The organism is Escherichia sp. B1147, from assembly GCF_001660175.1.
In the GTDB taxonomy this organism is placed as follows: domain Bacteria; phylum Pseudomonadota; class Gammaproteobacteria; order Enterobacterales; family Enterobacteriaceae; genus Escherichia; species Escherichia whittamii.
Genome location: NZ_LFHY01000015.1, coordinates 177,405 through 196,077, shown reverse-complemented (window position 1 = coordinate 196,077; position 18,673 = coordinate 177,405). Strand labels below are relative to the sequence as shown.

The following is an 18,673-nucleotide window of genomic DNA, read 5'->3' as shown; positions in this document are numbered from 1 at the left end:
TACACCCACCCGTAGGCCTGATAAGATGCGCCAGCATCGCATCAGGCATTGTGTACCAACCGCTATATCCGGTATACCGATTAATGCAGCACCGTCACCGCGTCTTCCAGTCGGCTGGCGCGGTGTTTCACCATCGCCGACACCTGTGCACTCTCTTCCACTAGCTCGGCATTTTTCTGGGTAATCAGGTTAAGCTCATCCACCGCCCGGGTCAGGCTGGAAAGCCCATCGGCCTGTTCCAGTGTTGAATGGCTAATCTGGGCAATCAACTGGGTGACATTTTTCACCTGGGCCACAATATCGTCCATCGTACGTCCGGCAGCGTGCACCTGCTGCGAGCCGGATTGCACCTTATCAGCACTGGCATCGATCAACTTGCGAATATCGTTGGCAGCATTGGCGCTACGGCTGGCTAAATGACGCACTTCCCCTGCCACCACTGCAAAACCTTTGCCTTGTTCTCCGGCACGCGCCGCTTCCACCGCCGCATTCAGGGCGAGAATATTAGTCTGAAACGCTATATCGTTAATTAGCGAAGTAATGGTGCCAATGCGCTGGGTACTGTCGGCAATATCATCCATCGTCTTGATCACCATGGTCATCGCTTCCCCGCCCTGCACCGCCGCATTACTGGCGGTGATAGAAAGTTTATCAGCAGCCGAAGCTGTAGCTGAGTTCTGTTTCACCGACGCTGCCATCTGGTTCATGGTCGCTACCGTTTGCTGGACATTATCTACTGTCTGCTGAGTATGCTCGTTCAGTTCATCAGTGCCTTTCGCCAGCGTCTCGCTGCCGTTTCTGACACTGGACACCTGGCTTGAAACATCGTTAATTAGCCAACGGCACATCAGACCTAGCTGCCCTACCGCGCGTAATGTCAGCCCCAGCTCATCGCTGCGATTCAAATGCTCAACACTATTACGCTCGCCGGTCGCCACCTTCAGCGCCTGGCTGGCGACATTTTCTATCGGGCGTACAATTTGCCATTCAAAACAGGCATTTCCCAACAACATCACTAACGCACAGAGGAAATACGTCACCACCGGGGCTGCAACAAACCAAAGCATGGCCGCCAGCACGAAAAACAGCAGCGTCATCACTCCACGCGTTCGCCAGCGAAGCGGTAATGAAGGCAATTTTCCCAACCAACCGTTACGTACCACCAGCCCTTTATGGATACGTTTATTGGTACGTCCGGCGTTTAGCGCCTTGTACAGCGGCTCTACCGCCGCGATCTCTTCATCCGTCGCCCGCGTGCGAATCGACATATAGCCACTGATTTTGCCCTCACGCACCATCGGCACTGCATTCGCCCGTATCCAATAATGGTCGCCATTTTTGCGGCGATTTTTCACAATACCACTCCAGGGTTCCCCTTTTTTCAGGGTGTACCACATATCAGCAAACGCCGCTTTTGGCATATCCGGGTGACGCACCATGTTGTGCGGCTGGCCCTGTAACTCCTGCAAGGTATAGCCACTCACTTGCACGAAAGAATCATTGGCGTGGGTGATATAGCTTTGCAGATCGGTAGTGGACATCAGGGTAGTATCGTCAGCCAGCGGGGTATTTTGCTGGGTGACATACGGATGAGAAGACATAATCGCGTCCTGTGCAGGTTATATGGTTGTTAACTTCTTGTCGGAAGTTATGTCGGCCCAGGCGCGGTTATCTTTAGCACTTTAATTTGATTTAGATCGCAATTTGCGATTAAAGCACAAGCTCTAATTCCTTGATTTAAAATGCTTTCACTCTGTTATTATCCGAAAACGTTAATTATCTTGCCCAAAAATCAGGCTATTATTGCCCTGAAAGAGTGCATTTGCGCAGCGAACGCAAAATCTATCCCAGATAAAATCGTGCAAAATAACAACAAAAGTTAACTAGCAGCATTAAATGTTACACAAATGATAGTGCAATTTGTGTTTATCCCGATTTTCGCGATCGCAGCCGGAGTGGCGCAATCCCTGCAATACTTAAATCGGTATCATGTGATACGCGAGCCTCCGGAGCATATTTTGAACAGGTTACCTTCGAGCGCATCGGCTTTAGCGTGCAGCGCCCACGCCCTGAATCTCATTGAGAAGCGAACGCTGGATCATGAGGAGATGAAAGCACTTAACCGGGAGGTGATTGAATACTTCAAAGAGCATGTCAATCCGGGGTTTTTAGAGTATCGCAAATCTGTTACCGCCGGCGGGGATTACGGAGCCGTAGAGTGGCAAGCGGGAGGTTTAAATACGCTTGTCGACACCCAGGGACAGGAGTTTATCGACTGCCTGGGAGGTTTTGGAATTTTCAACGTGGGGCACCGTAATCCAGTTGTGGTTTCCGCCGTACAGAATCAACTTGCGAAACAGCCCTTGCATAGTCAGGAATTGCTCGACCCATTACGGGCGATGCTGGCGAAAACCCTTGCTGCGCTAACGCCCGGTAAACTGAAATACAGCTTCTTCTGTAATAGCGGCACCGAGTCCGTTGAAGCGGCGCTGAAACTGGCGAAGGCTTATCAGTCGCCGCGCGGCAAGTTTACTTTTATTGCCACCAGCGGCGCGTTCCACGGTAAATCGCTCGGCGCACTGTCGGCCACGGCGAAATCGACCTTCCGCAAACCGTTTATGCCGCTGCTGCCAGGTTTCCGTCATGTGCCGTTTGGCAATATCGAAGCCATGCGCACGGCCCTTAGCGAGTGCAAAAAAACCGGTGATGATGTGGCTGCGGTGATCCTTGAGCCGATTCAGGGCGAAGGTGGCGTAATTCTGCCGCCGCCGGGCTATCTCACTGCCGTGCGTAAGTTGTGCGATGAGTTCGGCGCACTGATGATCCTTGATGAAGTACAAACAGGAATGGGGCGGACGGGCAAGATGTTCGCCTGCGAGCATGAGAACGTTCAGCCGGATATTCTGTGCCTGGCGAAAGCCCTCGGTGGCGGCGTGATGCCGATTGGCGCAACCATTGCTACCGAAGAGGTGTTCTCAGTCCTGTTCGACAACCCGTTCCTGCACACCACCACCTTTGGCGGCAATCCGCTGGCCTGTGCGGCGGCGCTGGCGACCATCAATGTGTTGCTGGAACAGAACCTACCGGCCCAGGCAGAGCAAAAAGGCGATATGTTGCTGGACGGTTTCCGCCAGCTGGCACGGGAATATCCCGATCTGGTGCAGGAAGCGCGTGGTAAAGGGATGTTGATGGCGATTGAGTTTGTTGATAACGAAATCGGCTACAACTTTGCCAGCGAGATGTTCCGCCAGCGTGTGCTGGTTGCCGGAACGCTCAACAACGCCAAAACGATCCGCATTGAACCGCCACTGACGCTGACCGTTGAACAGTGTGAAGTGGTGATCAAAGCGGCGCGTAAGGCGCTGGCGGCCATGCGCGTGAGTGTGGAAGAAGCGTAATACCGATGTCGGATGGCGATGCAACATCGCCATCCGATATTTTCTTATACGATTCGCACGCCCGCAGGCATCATGCGTTCCGGCGTTAACAGCACGCTTTCACTGCCGTCATCGGTTTCCGCACACAGCAGCATGCATTCCGAGGTTTCACCGCGCATTTTCGCTTTTTGCAGATTGCACAGCACCACCACCGTTTTCCCCATCAGCTCTTCTTCGCTGTAGTACGGCACCAGGCTGGTCACGGTTTGCAGCGTTTTTTCACCGACATCTACCTGTACGATATACAGCTTGTCGGCGTTTTCATGGCGTTTCACTTCCACAATCTTTCCGACGCGCATTTCCAGACGCGCGAAATCGGCGTAAGCCACGGTTTCCATTGTTGTCCCTCCTCAAGTAAAATTTTACTAAACTATAGCAAAAGTTTTTCTCAATCCTGTAGGCTAAAAATGGAGAATGCAGGCGTGATCACATTCGTACGTCGCTGTGTTACCGTTACAGCGTCAAAGAAACGCGCTTTATTTACTGAAAACAGGTGACCCGATAAGCACTTCCTCTACAATGGAAGCGCACATCAGGGAAAGTAAAAAAGGTAAACATGGCAACACTAAAAGACATCGCAATCGAAGCTGGCGTATCCCTGGCGACAGTATCCAGGGTCTTAAATGACGATCCGACATTGAATGTGAAAGAAGAGACGAAACATCGCATTCTCGAGATCGCCGAAAAGTTGGAGTACAAGACCAGTAGCGCCCGTAAACTACAGACAGGCGCAGTCAACCAACACCATATTCTGGCTATCTACAGCTACCAACAGGAGCTGGAGATCAACGATCCTTACTATCTGGCGATCCGCCACGGCATTGAAACCCAGTGCGAAAAGCTGGCGATTGAACTGACCAACTGTTATGAACACAACGGCTTGCCAGACATTAAAAACGTCACCGGCATTTTGATTGTTGGCAAACCCACGCCCGCACTGCGCGCCGCCGCCAGCGCGTTGACCGACAATATCTGTTTTATCGACTTTCACGAACCCGGCAGCGGTTACGATGCGGTGGATATCGATCTGGCACGCATCAGTAAAGAAATCATCGATTTCTATATCGATCAGGGCGTTAATCGTATTGGTTTTGTTGGTGGCGAAGACTTGCCTGGCAAGGCGGATATTCGCGAGGTCGCCTTTGTGGAATACGGTCGACTGAAACAAGTGGTACGCGAAGAAGACATCTGGCGCGGCGGTTTTTCAAGTTCGTCGGGCTATGAACTGGCAAAGCAAATGCTGGCGCGGGAAGACTACCCGAAGGCGTTGTTTGTCGCTTCCGATTCCATTGCTATTGGCGTACTGCGGGCAATTCATGAACGTGGCCTGAACATCCCAGAAGATATTTCGCTTATCAGCGTTAACGACATCCCCACCGCGCGATTTACCTTTCCGCCGCTCTCAACCGTGCGCATCCATTCCGAAATGATGGGAAGCCAGGGCGTCAACCTGTTGTATGAAAAGGCTCGCGATGGTCGTGCGCTGCCGCTGTTAGTCTTCGTTCCCAGCAAATTAAAACTGCGCGGTACAACCCGCTAAATCCCCTTACACACTGTCCGGCAATCGTTTTTACCGGACAGTGCTGCCGTTTATTTTCGTGATCCAGTTAAAGTAAATGCATTTATTCGCTATTTTTTAGTAAAAATTTTACTAAACTCCCCAGCAATTACACAAACTACCATCACCATGAATGGTTCCGATTTCTCTCTACCGGGAGGCCCTATGAATCGCTGGGAAAACATTCAGCTCACCCACGAAAACCGACTTGCGCCGCGTGCGTACTTTTTTTCTTATGATTCTGTTGCGCAGGCGCGTACCTTTGCCCGCGAAACCAGCAGCCTGTTTCTGCCCTTAAGCGGCCAGTGGAATTTCCACTTTTTTGATCATCCGCTGCAAGTGCCAGAAGCTTTCACTTCCGAGTTAATGGCTAACTGGGGATACATCACCGTCCCCGCCATGTGGCAAATGGAAGGCCACGGCAAACTGCAATATACCGACGAAGGTTTTCCGTTCCCCATCGATGTGCCTTTTGTCCCCAGCGATAACCCAACCGGTGCCTATCAACGCATTTTCACCCTCAGCGACGGCTGGCAAGGCAAGCAGACGCTGATTAAATTTGACGGCGTCGAAACCTATTTTGAAGTCTACGTTAACGGTCAGTATGTTGGTTTCAGCAAGGGCAGCCGTCTGACCGCAGAGTTTGACATCAGTGCGATGGTAAAAACCGGCGACAACCTGTTGTGTGTGCGCGTGATGCAGTGGGCGGATTCCACCTACGTGGAAGACCAGGATATGTGGTGGTCGGCGGGGATCTTCCGCGATGTTTATCTGGTCGGAAAACAATTAACGCATATTAACGATTTCACCGTACGCACCGATTTTGACGAAGCCTATTGCGATGCCACGCTGTCCTGCGAAGTGGTGCTGGAAAATCTCGCTGCCTCCCCTGCCGTAACGACGCTGGAATATACTCTGTTCGATGGCGAGCGTGTGGTGCACAGCGGCGCCATTGATCATCTGGCAATTGAAAAACTGACCAGCGCCAGCTTTGCTTTTACTGTCGAACAGCCGCAGCAATGGTCCGCAGAATCCCCTTATCTTTACCATCTGGTCATGACGCTGAAAGACGCCGACGGCAACGTTCTGGAAGTGGTGCCGCAACGCGTTGGCTTCCGTGATATCAAAGTGCGCGACGGTCTGTTCTGGATCAATAACCGTTATGTGATGCTGCACGGCGTCAACCGTCACGACAACGATCATCGCAAAGGCCGCGCCGTTGGGATGGATCGCGTCGAGAAAGATCTTCAGTTGATGAAGCAGCACAACATCAACTCCGTGCGTACTGCTCACTACCCGAACGATCCGCGTTTTTACGAACTGTGTGATATCTACGGCCTGTTTGTGATGGCGGAAACCGACGTCGAATCGCACGGCTTTGCTAACGTCGGCGATATCAGCCGCATTACCGACGATCCGCAGTGGGAAAAGGTCTACGTCGAGCGCATCGTTCGGCATATTCACGCGCAGAAAAACCATCCGTCGATCATCATCTGGTCGCTGGGCAACGAGTCCGGCTATGGCTGTAACATCCGCGCGATGTACCACGCAGCGAAGGCGCTGGATGACACGCGCCTGGTACACTACGAAGAAGATCGCGATGCCGAAGTGGTCGATATTATTTCCACCATGTACACCCGCGTGCCGCTGATGAATGAGTTTGGTGAATACCCGCATCCGAAGCCGCGCATCATCTGCGAATACGCCCATGCGATGGGGAATGGACCTGGCGGGCTGACGGAATATCAGAACGTCTTCTATAAGCACGATTGCATTCAGGGGCATTATGTCTGGGAGTGGTGCGACCACGGGATCCAGGCGCAGGATGACAACGGCAACGTCTGGTATAAATTCGGCGGCGATTACGGCGACTATCCCAACAACTATAACTTCTGTCTTGATGGTTTGATCTATTCCGATCAAACGCCGGGACCCGGTCTGAAAGAGTACAAACAAGTTATTGCGCCAGTAAAAATCCACGCGCTGGATCTGACTCGCGGCGAACTGAAAGTAGAAAATAAACTGTGGTTTACCACGCTTGATGACTACACCCTGCACGTAGAGGTGCGCGCCGAAGGTGAAACGCTCGCGACGCAGCAGATTAAGCTGCGCGACGTTGCGCCGAACAGCGAAGCGCCATTGCACATTACGCTGCCGCAACTGGACGCCCGCGAAGCATTCCTCAATATTACGGTGACCAAAGATTCCCGCACCCGCTACAGCGACGCCGGACACCCTATCGCCACTTATCAGTTCCCGCTGAGGGAAAACACCGCACAGCCAGTTCCTTTCGCACCGAACAACGCTCGTCCGCTGATGCTGGAAGACGATCGTTTGAGCTGCACCGTTCGCGGCTACAACTTCGCGATCACCTTTTCAAAAATGAGTGGCAAACCGACATCCTGGCAGGTGAATGGCGAATCGCTGCTGACTCGCGAGCCTAAGATCAACTTCTTCAAGCCGATGATCGACAACCACAAGCAGGAGTACGAAGGGCTGTGGCAGCCGAATCATTTGCAGATTATGCAGGAACATCTGCGCGACTTTGCCGTTGAACAGAGCGATGGCGAGGTGTTGATCATCAGCCACACGGTTATTGCTCCTCCGGTGTTTGACTTCGGGATGCGCTGCACCTACATCTGGCGCATCGCTGCCGATGGCCAGGTTAACGTGGCGCTTTCCGGCGAGCGTTACGGCGACTATCCACACATCATTCCGTGCATCGGTTTCACCATGGGGATTAACGGCGAATACGACCAGGTGGCGTATTACGGACGTGGACCGGGCGAAAACTACGCCGACAGCCAGCAGGCTAACATCATTGATATCTGGCGCAGCAACGTCGATGCCATGTTCGAGAACTATCCCTTCCCGCAGAACAACGGCAACCGTCAGCATGTCCGCTGGGCGGCGCTGACAAACCGCCACGGCAACGGCCTACTGGTGGTTCCGCAGCGCCCAATTAACTTCAGCGCCTGGCACTACACCCAGGAAAACATCCACGCAGCCCAGCACTGCAACGAGCTGCAGCGCAGTGATGACATCACCCTGAATCTTGACCACCAGCTGTCTGGACTCGGCTCCAACTCCTGGGGCAGCGAGGTGCTGGACTCCTGGCGCGTCTGGTTCCGTGACTTCAGCTACGGCTTTACGTTGCTGCCGGTTTCTGGCGGAGAAGCCACCGCGCAAAGCCTGGCGTCGTATGAGTTCGGCGCAGGGTTCTTTTCCACGAATTTGCACAGCGAGAATAAGCAATGAGGATCATCGATAACTTAGAACAGTTCCGCCAGATTTACGCTTCTGGCAAGAAGTGGCAACGCTGCGTTGAAGCGATTGAAAATATCGACAACATTCAGCCGGGCGTCGCCCACTCCATCGGTGACTCATTGACCTACCGTGTAGAAAATGACTCCGCGACCGATGCGTTATTTACCGGGCATCGTCGTTATTTTGAAGTGCATTACTACCTGCAAGGGCAGCAAAAGATTGAATATGCGCCGAAAGAGACGTTACAGGTAGTAGAATATTATCGCGATGAAACTGACCGCGAATATTTAAAAGGCTGCGGAGAAACCGTAGAGGTCCACGAAGGGCAAATCGTTATTTGCGATATCCATGAAGCATATCGGTTTATCTGCAATAACGCGGTCAAAAAAGTGGTTCTCAAAGTCACCATCGAAGATGGTTATTTCCATAACAAATAACAACTACGGCGGCAAAAGGAGTTTGCCGCCACCGCTACCCTACTCATTTTCGGAGATGTGTTATGTCTGATACCAAACGTAATACAATCGGCAAATTCGGCTTGCTCTCGCTGACTTTTGCCGCCGTTTACAGCTTTAACAACGTCATCAATAATAATATTGAGCTTGGACTGGCCTCAGCGCCGATGTTTTTCCTCGCGACGATTTTTTATTTTATTCCCTTCTGTCTAATCATCGCAGAATTTGTCTCGTTAAATAAAAACTCGGAAGCCGGTGTCTACGCGTGGGTAAAAAGTTCGCTGGGCGGACGTTGGGCATTTATTACTGCCTATACCTACTGGTTCGTAAACCTGTTCTTTTTCACCTCGTTGTTGCCGCGCGTTATTGCTTATGCTTCGTATGCCTTCCTCGGCTACGAATATATTATGACGCCGGTTGCCACCACCATTATCAGTATGGTGCTGTTCGCCTTCTCCACCTGGGTTTCTACCAACGGGGCGAAAATGCTGGGGCCAATCACCTCCGTCACTTCAACGCTGATGCTGCTGTTAACGCTCTCCTACATTTTACTGGCAGGTACGGCGCTGGTTGGCGGCGTACAGCCTGCTGACCCCATCACCGTTGACGCGATGATCCCGAACTTCAACTGGGCGTTCCTCGGCGTTACCACCTGGATCTTTATGGCCGCAGGCGGCGCAGAGTCCGTCGCAGTGTACGTTAACGACGTCAAAGGCGGGTCGAAATCGTTCGTTAAAGTGATCATCCTCGCCGGGATTTTCATCGGCGTACTGTACTCCGTCTCCTCGGTGCTGATTAACGTCTTCGTCAGCAGCAAAGAGTTGAAATTTACCGGCGGATCGGTACAGGTATTCCACGGCATGGCGGCGTATTTTGGTCTGCCGGAAGCGTTGATGAATCGCTTTGTCGGTCTGGTGTCCTTTACCGCGATGTTCGGTTCCCTGCTGATGTGGACCGCAACGCCGGTGAAAATTTTCTTCTCCGAAATCCCGGAAGGCATCTTTGGTAAGAAAACCGTCGAACTCAACGAAAACGGCGTTCCTGCGCGCGCAGCGTGGATCCAGTTCCTGATCGTAATTCCGCTGATGATTATCCCGATGCTCGGCTCCAATACCGTGCAGGATCTGATGAATACTATTATTAATATGACTGCCGCAGCGTCCATGCTTCCGCCGTTATTCATCATGCTGGCGTATCTGAATTTACGTGCCAAATTAGATCACCTGCCACGCGATTTCCGTATGGGCTCCCGCCGAGCCGGTATTATCATTGTTTCAATGCTGATTGCGATATTTACCGTAGGGTTTGTTGCTTCGACATTCCCGACTGGCGCGAATATTATGACTATCATCTTTTATAACGTCGGCGGTATTGTTATCTTCCTCGGCTTTGCGTGGTGGAAATACAGTAAATATATAAAAGGATTAACGGCTGAAGAGCGTCATGTTGAAGCGACGCCAGCCAACAATGTTGATTAAGCAGACTAATAAAAAATGAGCAGGCATTTTCTCTCTTCCTGGATGGGGAGAGGGAAAATAGTTTCTGCCTTTATGTTTTTTATAATTATTTATTACAACGATAAAAGGCTGTACTTTTTTCTTTAGCTCATGGATTAATATTATGAAATTTATAAGTACGCCATGCAGAGCATTACTTGCTCTGCCGTTTTGCTACGCGTTTTCTGCTGCAGGTGAAGAAGCACGTCCGGCAGAACATGACGACACAAAAACGCCCGCCATTACCTCAACATCTTCTCCTTCATTTCGTTTTTACGGCGAATTGGGGGTTGGTGGATATATGGATTTAGAGGGCGAGAATAAACATAAATACAGCGACGGCACTTATATCGAAGGCGGTCTGGAGATGAAATATGGCTCCTGGTTCGGCCTGATTTACGGCGAAGGCTGGACCGTGCAGGCCGACCACGACGGCAATGCCTGGGTGCCTGACCATAGCTGGGGCGGTTTTGAAGGTGGGATTAACCGTTTCTATGGCGGTTATCGTACCAACGATGGCACCGAAATCATGCTCAGTCTGCGCCAGGATTCCTCGCTGGATGACCTGCAATGGTGGGGCGACTTCACCCCCGATCTGGGCTACGTCATTCCCAATACCCGCGACATTATGACTGCGCTGAAGGTACAGAACTTAACCGGCAACTTTCGTTATAGCGTCACCGCCACACCTGCCGGACATCATGACGAAAGCAAAGCCTGGCTGCATTTTGGCAAATACGATCGCTACGACGACAAATACACCTATCCGGCAATGATGAACGGTTACATCCAGTATGACCTTGCCGAAGGCATCACCTGGATGAACGGTCTGGAAATCACCGACGGCACCGGGCAACTCTATCTCACTGGCCTGCTTACCCCTAACTTCGCAGCCCGCGCCTGGCACCATACCGGACGCGCCGACGGACTGGACGTACCGGGAAGTGAAAGCGGAATGATGGTGAGCGCCATGTATGAAGCGTTAAAGGGCGTTTATCTCTCCACCGCTTACACCTACGCCAAACATCGCCCTGACCACGCTGACGATGAAACCACCTCTTTCATGCAGTTTGGTGTCTGGTACGAATACGGCGGCGGACGTTTCGCAACGGCTTTTGACAGCCGCTTCTACATGAAAAATGCCTCTAACGATCCCAGCGACCAAATCTTCCTGATGCAATATTTCTACTGGTAATAAGGACTGTAATTTCATGAAAATCAAAACTATTTTAACGCCAGTAGCCTGTGCTCTGCTGATGAGTTTTTCCGCCCATGCCGCTAACGCCGACAATTATAAAAACGTGATTAACCGTACCGGCGCACCGCAATACATGAAGGATTACGATTACGACGACCACCAGCGTTACAACCCATTTTTTGATCTCGGTGCCTGGCATGGTCATCTGTTGCCAGACGGTCCGAACACCATGGGCGGTTTTCCGGGCGTTGCGCTGCTGACGGAAGAGTACATCAACTTTATGGCGACCAATTTCGACCGCCTGACCGTCTTGCAGGATGGCAAGAAAGTCGACTTCACGCTGGAGGCATACAGTATTCCCGGCGCGCTGGTGCAAAAACTGACAGCAAAAGATGTGCAGGTCGAAATGACTCTGCGCTTCGCCACGCCGCGCACGTCACTACTGGAAACCAAAATCACCAGCAATAAACCACTGGATCTGGTGTGGGACGGTGAACTGCTGGAAAAACTGGAAGCCAAAGAAGGGAAACCGCTTTCCGATAAAACCATTGCTGGCGAGTATCCTGACTATCAGCGCAAAATCAGCGCCACCCGTGATGGTCTGAAAGTTACCTTTGGCAAAGTGCGCGCCACCTGGGATCTGCTGACCTCCGGCGAATCGGAATATCAGGTGCATAAATCCCTGCCAGTGCAGACTGAAATCAACGGCAACCGCTTTACCAGTAAGGCGCATATCAACGGTTCGACGACGCTCTATACCACCTATTCCCATCTGCTGACAGCACAAGAAGTTAGCAAAGAACAGATGCAAATCCGCGATATTCTGGCGCGTCCGGCGTTTTATCTCACTGCCTCGCAGCAACGCTGGGAAGAGTACCTGAAGAAAGGGTTAACCAATCCAGATGCGACGCCAGAACAGACGCGCGTCGCGGTAAAAGCAATCGAGACGCTCAACGGTAACTGGCGCTCACCGGGCGGTGCGGTGAAATATAACACCGTCACGCCGTCGGTGACCGGGCGCTGGTTCTCCGGCAATCAGACCTGGCCGTGGGATACCTGGAAGCAGGCGTTTGCGATGGCGCATTTCAATCCGGACATCGCCAAAGAGAATATCCGCGCGGTCTTCTCCTGGCAGATCCAACCTGGCGACACCGTGCGTCCGCAGGATGTGGGCTTTGTCCCCGACCTGATAGCGTGGAACCTTAGCCCAGAGCGCGGAGGCGATGGCGGCAACTGGAACGAACGTAACACCAAGCCCAGCCTTGCCGCCTGGTCGGTGATGGAAGTGTATAACGTCACCCAGGATAAAACCTGGCTGGCAGAGATGTACCCGAAACTGGTGGCCTATCACGACTGGTGGTTACGTAACCGCGATCACAACGGTAACGGCGTGCCGGAATATGGCGCGACCCGCGATAAAGCCCACAACACTGAGAACGGCGAGATGCTGTTTACGGTGAAAAAAGGCGACAAAGAAGAGACGCAGTCTGGCCTGAATAACTACGCCCGTGTGGTAGAGAAAGGCCAGTATGATAGTCTGGAAATCCCGGCACAGGTTGCTGCGTCGTGGGAATCGGGTCGTGATGACGCCGCCGTCTTTGGTTTTATCGACAAAGAACAGCTGGATAAATATGTCGCAAGCGGCGGTAAACGTAGCGACTGGACGGTGAAATTCGCCGAGAACCGCAGCCAGGACGGAACGTTGCTGGGCTACTCGCTACTGCAGGAGTCAGTGGATCAGGCCAGCTATATGTACAGCGATAATCATTATCTGGCCGAGATGGCAACCATTCTCGGTAAGCCGGAAGAGGCCAAACGCTATCGCCAGTTGGCGCAGCAGCTCGCGGACTACATCAACACCTGCATGTTCGACCCGACCACGCAGTTCTACTATGACGTGCGCATTGAAGATAAACCGCTGACGAACGGCTGCGCGGGAAAACCGATTGTCGAGCGTGGTAAAGGGCCGGAAGGCTGGTCGCCGCTGTTTAACGGTGCGGCAACGCAGGCCAACGCCGACGCGGTGGTGAAGGTGATGCTGGACACCAAAGAGTTCAACACCTTTGTTCCGCTGGGAACGGCGGCGTTAACGAACCCGGCCTTTGGTGCGGACATTTACTGGCGCGGGCGCGTATGGGTGGATCAGTTCTGGTTTGGCCTGAAAGGGATGGAGCGTTACGGGTATCGCGATGATGCCCTGAAGCTCGCGGATATGTTCTTCCAGCACGCCAAAGGATTAACCGCCGATGGTCCGATTCAGGAGAATTACAATCCGCTGACCGGCGCACAGCAAGGTGCACCAAATTTCTCCTGGAGTGCCGCGCATTTGTATATGTTGTATAACGATTTTTTCCGTAAGCAGTAATTAGCAACGGCTGGCGGATGCGGCGTAAACGCCTTATCCGCCCTACATGTACGCTCCCCCTGGCCGGATAAGACGCGCCAAGCGTCGCATCCGGCGTTGCCACCGGGCGTATTCTTTTTGAATCCCATCACAAACCCCGCATTCCCCTTTTCCCTTTTCCCCGGCGACGGCTAAATTATAACTCATCCGACCACATAACAATTATTTTACATACTGGACAATTTTATGAGCTATCCGTCGCTGTTCGCCCCGCTTGATTTAGGCTTCACCACGTTAAAAAATCGTGTGCTGATGGGCTCAATGCACACCGGGCTGGAGGAATACCCGGACGGTGCCGAGCGGCTGGCAGCGTTTTATGCCGAACGCGCCCGTCACGGCGTGGCGCTGATTGTCAGCGGCGGCATTGCACCAGATTTAACAGGCGTTGGCATGGAAGGTGGTGCAATGCTCAACGACGTCAGCCAGATCCCACACCATCGCACGATTACCGAAGCGGTACATCAGGAAGGCGGCAAAATCGCCCTGCAAATTTTGCATACCGGGCGCTACAGCTACCAGCCGCATCTGGTGGCACCGTCCGCACTGCAGGCCCCCATCAACCGCTTTGTTCCCCATGAGTTAAGCCATGAAGAAATCCTGCAACTGATCGACAATTTCGCCCACTGCGCACAACTGGCGCGGGAGGCGGGATACGATGGCGTAGAGGTGATGGGTTCCGAAGGGTATTTGATCAACGAATTTCTGACGCTGCGCACCAACCAGCGTAGCGACCAGTGGGGCGGCGAATACCCTAACCGGATGCGATTTGCCGTTGAAGTAGTGCGTGCGGTGCGCGAACGCGTCGGCAACGACTTCATTATTATCTACCGTTTGTCGATGCTCGACCTGGTAGAAGGCGGCGGTACTTTTGCCGAAACGGTGGAACTGGCGCAGGCCATCGAAGCGGCTGGCGCAACCATTATCAACACCGGAATTGGCTGGCATGAAGCGCGTATTCCGACCATCGCCACACCAGTACCGCGCGGCGCCTTTAGCTGGGTCACACGTAAACTGAAAGGTCACGTCTCGCTGCCGTTAGTGACCACCAACCGCATTAACGATCCGCAGGTTGCCGACGATATTCTCGCGCGCGGCGATGCGGACATGGTATCGATGGCGCGACCGTTTCTTGCTGATGCCGAGCTGCTGTCAAAAGCGCAATCGGGGCGAGCTGATGAGATCAACACCTGCATTGGCTGCAACCAGGCCTGTCTGGATCAGATCTTTGTTGGCAAAGTCACATCGTGTCTGGTCAATCCTCGCGCCTGTCATGAAACCAAAATGCCGTTCCTTCCTGCCGTGCAGAAAAAAAATCTGGCGGTTGTTGGTGCCGGTCCGGCGGGGCTGGCGTTTGCCATTAACGCGGCGGCGCGTGGGCATCAGGTAACGTTGTTTGATGCGCATAGCGAGATCGGCGGGCAGTTTAATATCGCCAAACAGATCCCCGGCAAAGAGGAGTTTTACGAAACGCTGCGTTACTACCGCCGAATGATCGAAGTAACGGGCGTAGCGCTCAAACTCAATCACACCGTGACGGCGGATCAGTTACAGACGTTCGATGAAACGATCCTCGCCAGCGGGATCGTGCCACGCATTCCACCTATCGACGGGATCGATCATCCGAAGGTACTGAGTTATCTCGACGTACTGCGCGACAAAGCGCCGGTGGGCAACAAAGTCGCCATCATCGGTTGTGGCGGGATTGGTTTTGATACGGCGATGTATCTCAGTCAACCTGGTGAATCCACCAGCCAGAATATCGCCGAGTTCTGTAATGAGTGGGGGATCGACAGCAGCCTGCAACAGGCTGGTGGCTTAAGCCAGCAGGGAATGCAGATCCCTCGTAGCCCACGGCAGATTGTGATGCTCCAGCGCAAAGCCAGCAAACCAGGACAAGGGTTGGGCAAAACCACCGGCTGGATCCATCGCACCACCCTGCTCTCGCGCGGCGTGAAGATGATCCCTGGCGTAAGTTACCAGAAGATCGACGATGAAGGGCTGCATGTGGTGATCAACGGCGAAATGCAGGTATTAGCAGTGGATCATGTGGTGATCTGCGCGGGGCAAGAGCCAAACCGCACGCTGGCGCAACCGCTGATTGATAGCGGGAAAACCGTGCATTTAATTGGCGGCTGCGATGTGGCTATGGAGCTGGACGCACGACGGGCAATTGCCCAGGGAACACGGCTTGCGTTAGAAATTTAAATCGTTATTTGACGTGCCGGATGCGACGCTTGCCGCGTCTTATCCGGCTGCTGATCGTAGGCCGGATAAGGCGTTCACGCCGCATCCGGCAGGTAGCTCCCAATCTTACCGACGACGCCCCAGCTTCACCGCTTTCAGCACCACAAATTTATTATTCGTGGCAATAGTGGTGCAGTTGCCGAAAATCTTCTTCAGTTTATGGAAGTAATCCAGATGGCGGTTGGCAACGATATACAGCTCGCCGTTGATTTTCAGGCAGCGGCGAGCGTGGTGGAACATCTCCCAGGCGACGTTATCGGTCAGCGCATGTTGCTGATGAAACGGCGGGTTGCAGAGCACAGCATTAAAGCGGAAAGGCTCCACGCCGGAGAGCGCGTTGTTGATCATAAATTCGCAGCGATCCAGTGCCTCAGGCATGTTGGTTTCAACATTCAAACGACTGGAAGCAACGGCCATTGGCGATTCATCGACAAACACCACTTTCGCCTGCGGGTTTTTATCGAGCAGCGTCAGGCCAATGACGCCGTTACCACAGCCGAGATCGACAATCTCACCTTCGAGATTTTCCGGCAGATGCTGCATAAAGAAGCGCGCGCCGATATCAAGCCCAGTACGGGAGAAGACATTCGCGTGGTTGTGGATGGTCCAGTCGGTACCTTCCAGTTTCCAGCTAACGGTCTGCGGCGCATCGGCCAGCTGCGGTTCATTGAAAGTGCAGTTAATCAGACGCGCTTTCTTCCATGCCAGCGTGGTGGTGGTCGGGCCGAGCACTTTTTCGAACAGTTCCAGCGTGGACGTGTGAATGTCACGGGCTTTGGCACCGGCAATAATGCGTGTTTGTGGCGTTACCACTTTGCGCAACGCACGCAGTTGCTGCTCAAGCAATGCCAGCGTTTTCGGTATTTTGATCAGCACTACGCCCGGCTGTTGCGGGTAGTCGGCGGTGCTGTCGAGAAACTTCACGCTCAACTCATCAATCCCGTTGAGGCGTAAATTCTCACGCGTCGCCAGTTCGCTGATGTATGAGTCGCCGATGCTGTACGGCTTATGTTCCGCCAGCGCGCAGCTTAACGCGCCAAAAGCATCATTCAGGATTAACACCGGGCCGCGGATTTCTGTATCGTCCAACTGTTGCAGCAAATATTCATCCGCCGCTTCCCACGCCTGTAGCGGGTTAACGTCATCCGTCGCCGGAAAACGTTGTAGTGTCAGTGAACGGAAACCGTTGTCTAAGTGGCTCATCGGCCCTCCTGAATGATAAAATTTCGACGTTGCCCCTGAAAAGGGTGCGTGAGTATACCCTTTTTCTCTTTTTCGTGGGCGGTTATGAGCAATCTTACTTATCTTCAGGGTTATCCCGAGCACCTGCTTTCCCAGGTGCGCACGCTGATTAATGAACAGCGTCTGGGCGATGTGCTGGCAAAACGCTATCCGGGAACGCACGACTACGCTACCGATAAAGCCCTCTGGCAATATACTCAGGATCTGAAAAATCAGTTTCTGCGCAATGCCCCGCCGATCAATAAAGTGATTTATGACAATAAGATCCACGTGCTGAAAAACGCGCTCGGGTTACATACCGCTGTTTCGCGTGTGCAGGGCGGCAAGCTGAAAGCAAAAGCAGAGATCCGCGTCGCCACCGTATTTCGCAATGCGCCGGAACCGTTTTTGCGCATGATCGTGGTGCACGAACTGGCGCATCTGAAAGAGAAAGAACATAACAAAGCGTTCTACCAGTTGTGCTGCCATATGGAACCGCAGTACCACCAGCTTGAGTTCGACACTCGCCTGTGGCTGACGCAGCTTACGCTTGAGCAGGCCAAAATCTGAAAATGATCTCAGGCGCTATCTTTTCCTCCTTTAGCGCCTAAAATCGACCTCCCCTCTATCGTTAAGGATAACGACCATGCTGCGCGCATTTGCTCGCCTTCTTCGCCGCATTTGTTTTTCTCGCCGGACTCTCAAAATTGCCTGTTTTCTGTTGCTTGTGGCAGGCGCAACGATTTTTTTCGCCGATCGGGCAATGGTCAACGCCAGCCAACAACTCACCTGGAGTGACATCAACGCTATTCCGGCACGTAACGTGGGTTTATTGTTGGGAGCAAAACCGGGTAATCGCTACTTTACCCGACGTATTGATACCGCCGCAGAGTTGTACCACGCAGGAAAAGTGAAATGGCTGCTGGTCAGTGGCGATAACGGACGTAAAAATTACGATGAAGCATCAGGTATGCAGCAGGCGTTGATCGCTAAGGGCGTACCGGCAAAAGCCATCTTCTGCGACTATGCCGGATTCTCAACGCTTGATTCAGTGGTGCGTGCCAATAAAGTGTTTGGTGAAAACCATATCACCATTATCTCGCAGGAATTTCATAACCAACGCGCCATCTGGCTGGCAAAGCAATACGGCATTGACGCCATCGGGTTTAACGCACCAGACCTGGAAAAAGGACACGGAAAGATGGTCCGTCTGCGGGAAAAACTTGCCAGAGTCAGCGCGGTAATTGATGCGAAAATCCTCCATCGCCAGCCGAAATACCTGGGGCCGTCGGTCATGATTGGTCCGTTTAGTGAGCATGGCTGTCCGGCGCAGAAATAATGCGTATCCGCGCACGTCGAAGATGAAAAAGGCGTGCTACATTGACGGCAGAAT

Annotated in this window: 13 protein-coding genes; 10 read left to right on the top strand and 3 right to left on the bottom strand. The window is 52.8% G+C overall.

The window, feature by feature from the left end:
- Positions 1-80: 80 nt before the first annotated feature.
- Complete coding sequence (gene aer / locus A9180_RS15890; RefSeq protein WP_064529602.1) at positions 81-1,601, bottom strand: aerotaxis sensor receptor Aer; 1,521 nt, start codon at positions 1,599-1,601, stop codon at positions 81-83.
- A 417-nt stretch (positions 1,602-2,018) separates the two neighbouring features.
- On the opposite strand from aer, the gene ygjG reads away from it, so the two are divergent.
- Positions 2,019-3,398 carry a putrescine aminotransferase gene (gene ygjG / locus A9180_RS15885; RefSeq protein WP_064529859.1) on the top strand — a complete coding sequence of 460 codons (1,380 nt, stop codon included), beginning with the start codon at positions 2,019-2,021 and terminating at the stop codon, positions 3,396-3,398.
- Positions 3,399-3,442: 44 nt separating this feature from the next.
- Here the strand turns inward: ygjG and A9180_RS15880 are convergent, their stop codons facing one another.
- Complete coding sequence (locus A9180_RS15880) at positions 3,443-3,775, bottom strand: tRNA-binding protein (protein ID WP_000450588.1); 333 nt, start codon at positions 3,773-3,775, stop codon at positions 3,443-3,445.
- A 218-nt stretch (positions 3,776-3,993) separates the two neighbouring features.
- On the opposite strand from A9180_RS15880, the gene ebgR reads away from it, so the two are divergent.
- The 7 genes from ebgR to fadH all read left to right on the top strand — a co-directional run bounded on the left by ebgR (position 3,994) and on the right by fadH (position 16,020).
- Positions 3,994-4,977, top strand: a complete 984-nt coding sequence (gene ebgR / locus A9180_RS15875) for a transcriptional regulator EbgR (protein WP_064529601.1) — start codon at positions 3,994-3,996, stop codon at positions 4,975-4,977.
- A 183-nt stretch (positions 4,978-5,160) separates the two neighbouring features.
- On the top strand, positions 5,161-8,253 hold the full coding sequence (ebgA, locus tag A9180_RS15870; RefSeq protein ID WP_064529600.1) for a beta-galactosidase subunit alpha: 3,093 nt from the start codon (positions 5,161-5,163) through the stop codon (positions 8,251-8,253).
- The gene (locus A9180_RS15865; protein ID WP_001219943.1) at positions 8,250-8,699 is read left to right on the top strand and encodes a beta-galactosidase subunit beta; all 450 of its coding nucleotides are present in this window, start codon (positions 8,250-8,252) and stop codon (positions 8,697-8,699) included. The genes ebgA and A9180_RS15865 overlap by 4 nt, the downstream gene beginning before the upstream one ends.
- 62 nt (positions 8,700-8,761) lie before the next feature.
- Entirely contained in the window at positions 8,762-10,195 is a 1,434-nt protein-coding gene (locus A9180_RS15860) for an amino acid permease (RefSeq protein ID WP_064529599.1), read from the top strand.
- 142 nt (positions 10,196-10,337) lie between these two features.
- A complete protein-coding gene (gene ygjJ, locus A9180_RS15855) occupies positions 10,338-11,408 on the top strand; it encodes a protein YgjJ (protein WP_064529598.1) in 1,071 nt (356 codons plus the stop codon).
- A gap of 16 nt (positions 11,409-11,424) precedes the next feature.
- A complete protein-coding gene (gene ygjK / locus A9180_RS15850) occupies positions 11,425-13,776 on the top strand; it encodes an alpha-glucosidase (RefSeq protein WP_064529597.1) in 2,352 nt (783 codons plus the stop codon).
- Positions 13,777-14,001: 225 nt separating this feature from the next.
- Positions 14,002-16,020 carry an NADPH-dependent 2,4-dienoyl-CoA reductase gene (gene fadH, locus A9180_RS15845; RefSeq protein WP_064529596.1) on the top strand — a complete coding sequence of 673 codons (2,019 nt, stop codon included), beginning with the start codon at positions 14,002-14,004 and terminating at the stop codon, positions 16,018-16,020.
- Positions 16,021-16,125: 105 nt separating this feature from the next.
- Here the strand turns inward: fadH and rlmG are convergent, their stop codons facing one another.
- Positions 16,126-17,262 carry a 23S rRNA (guanine(1835)-N(2))-methyltransferase RlmG gene (rlmG, locus tag A9180_RS15840; RefSeq protein ID WP_064529595.1) on the bottom strand — a complete coding sequence of 379 codons (1,137 nt, stop codon included), beginning with the start codon at positions 17,260-17,262 and terminating at the stop codon, positions 16,126-16,128.
- A gap of 84 nt (positions 17,263-17,346) precedes the next feature.
- On the opposite strand from rlmG, the gene A9180_RS15835 reads away from it, so the two are divergent.
- Both A9180_RS15835 and A9180_RS15830 read left to right on the top strand, forming a co-directional pair.
- Positions 17,347-17,850, top strand: a complete 504-nt coding sequence (locus A9180_RS15835) for a M48 family metallopeptidase (RefSeq protein WP_064529594.1) — start codon at positions 17,347-17,349, stop codon at positions 17,848-17,850.
- Positions 17,851-17,926: 76 nt separating this feature from the next.
- Positions 17,927-18,619: a vancomycin high temperature exclusion protein gene (locus tag A9180_RS15830; protein ID WP_064529593.1), complete on the top strand. Its 693-nt coding sequence runs from the start codon at positions 17,927-17,929 to the stop codon at positions 18,617-18,619.
- Positions 18,620-18,673 lie beyond the last annotated feature (54 nt).

What these genes read in the sequence shown, in the direction of transcription:
- aer (WP_064529602.1), bottom strand. Translation starts at nt 1,601, where the DNA reads ATGTCTTCTCATCCGTATGTCACCCAGCAAAATACCCCGCTGGCTGAC.
- A9180_RS15880 (WP_000450588.1), bottom strand. Translation starts at nt 3,775, where the DNA reads ATGGAAACCGTGGCTTACGCCGATTTCGCGCGTCTGGAAATGCGCGTC.
- ebgR (WP_064529601.1), top strand. Translation starts at nt 3,994, where the DNA reads ATGGCAACACTAAAAGACATCGCAATCGAAGCTGGCGTATCCCTGGCG.
- ebgA (WP_064529600.1), top strand. Translation starts at nt 5,161, where the DNA reads ATGAATCGCTGGGAAAACATTCAGCTCACCCACGAAAACCGACTTGCG.
- A9180_RS15865 (WP_001219943.1), top strand. Translation starts at nt 8,250, where the DNA reads ATGAGGATCATCGATAACTTAGAACAGTTCCGCCAGATTTACGCTTCT.
- A9180_RS15860 (WP_064529599.1), top strand. Translation starts at nt 8,762, where the DNA reads ATGTCTGATACCAAACGTAATACAATCGGCAAATTCGGCTTGCTCTCG.
- ygjJ (WP_064529598.1), top strand. Translation starts at nt 10,338, where the DNA reads ATGAAATTTATAAGTACGCCATGCAGAGCATTACTTGCTCTGCCGTTT.
- ygjK (WP_064529597.1), top strand. Translation starts at nt 11,425, where the DNA reads ATGAAAATCAAAACTATTTTAACGCCAGTAGCCTGTGCTCTGCTGATG.
- fadH (WP_064529596.1), top strand. Translation starts at nt 14,002, where the DNA reads ATGAGCTATCCGTCGCTGTTCGCCCCGCTTGATTTAGGCTTCACCACG.
- rlmG (WP_064529595.1), bottom strand. Translation starts at nt 17,262, where the DNA reads ATGAGCCACTTAGACAACGGTTTCCGTTCACTGACACTACAACGTTTT.
- A9180_RS15835 (WP_064529594.1), top strand. Translation starts at nt 17,347, where the DNA reads ATGAGCAATCTTACTTATCTTCAGGGTTATCCCGAGCACCTGCTTTCC.
- A9180_RS15830 (WP_064529593.1), top strand. Translation starts at nt 17,927, where the DNA reads ATGCTGCGCGCATTTGCTCGCCTTCTTCGCCGCATTTGTTTTTCTCGC.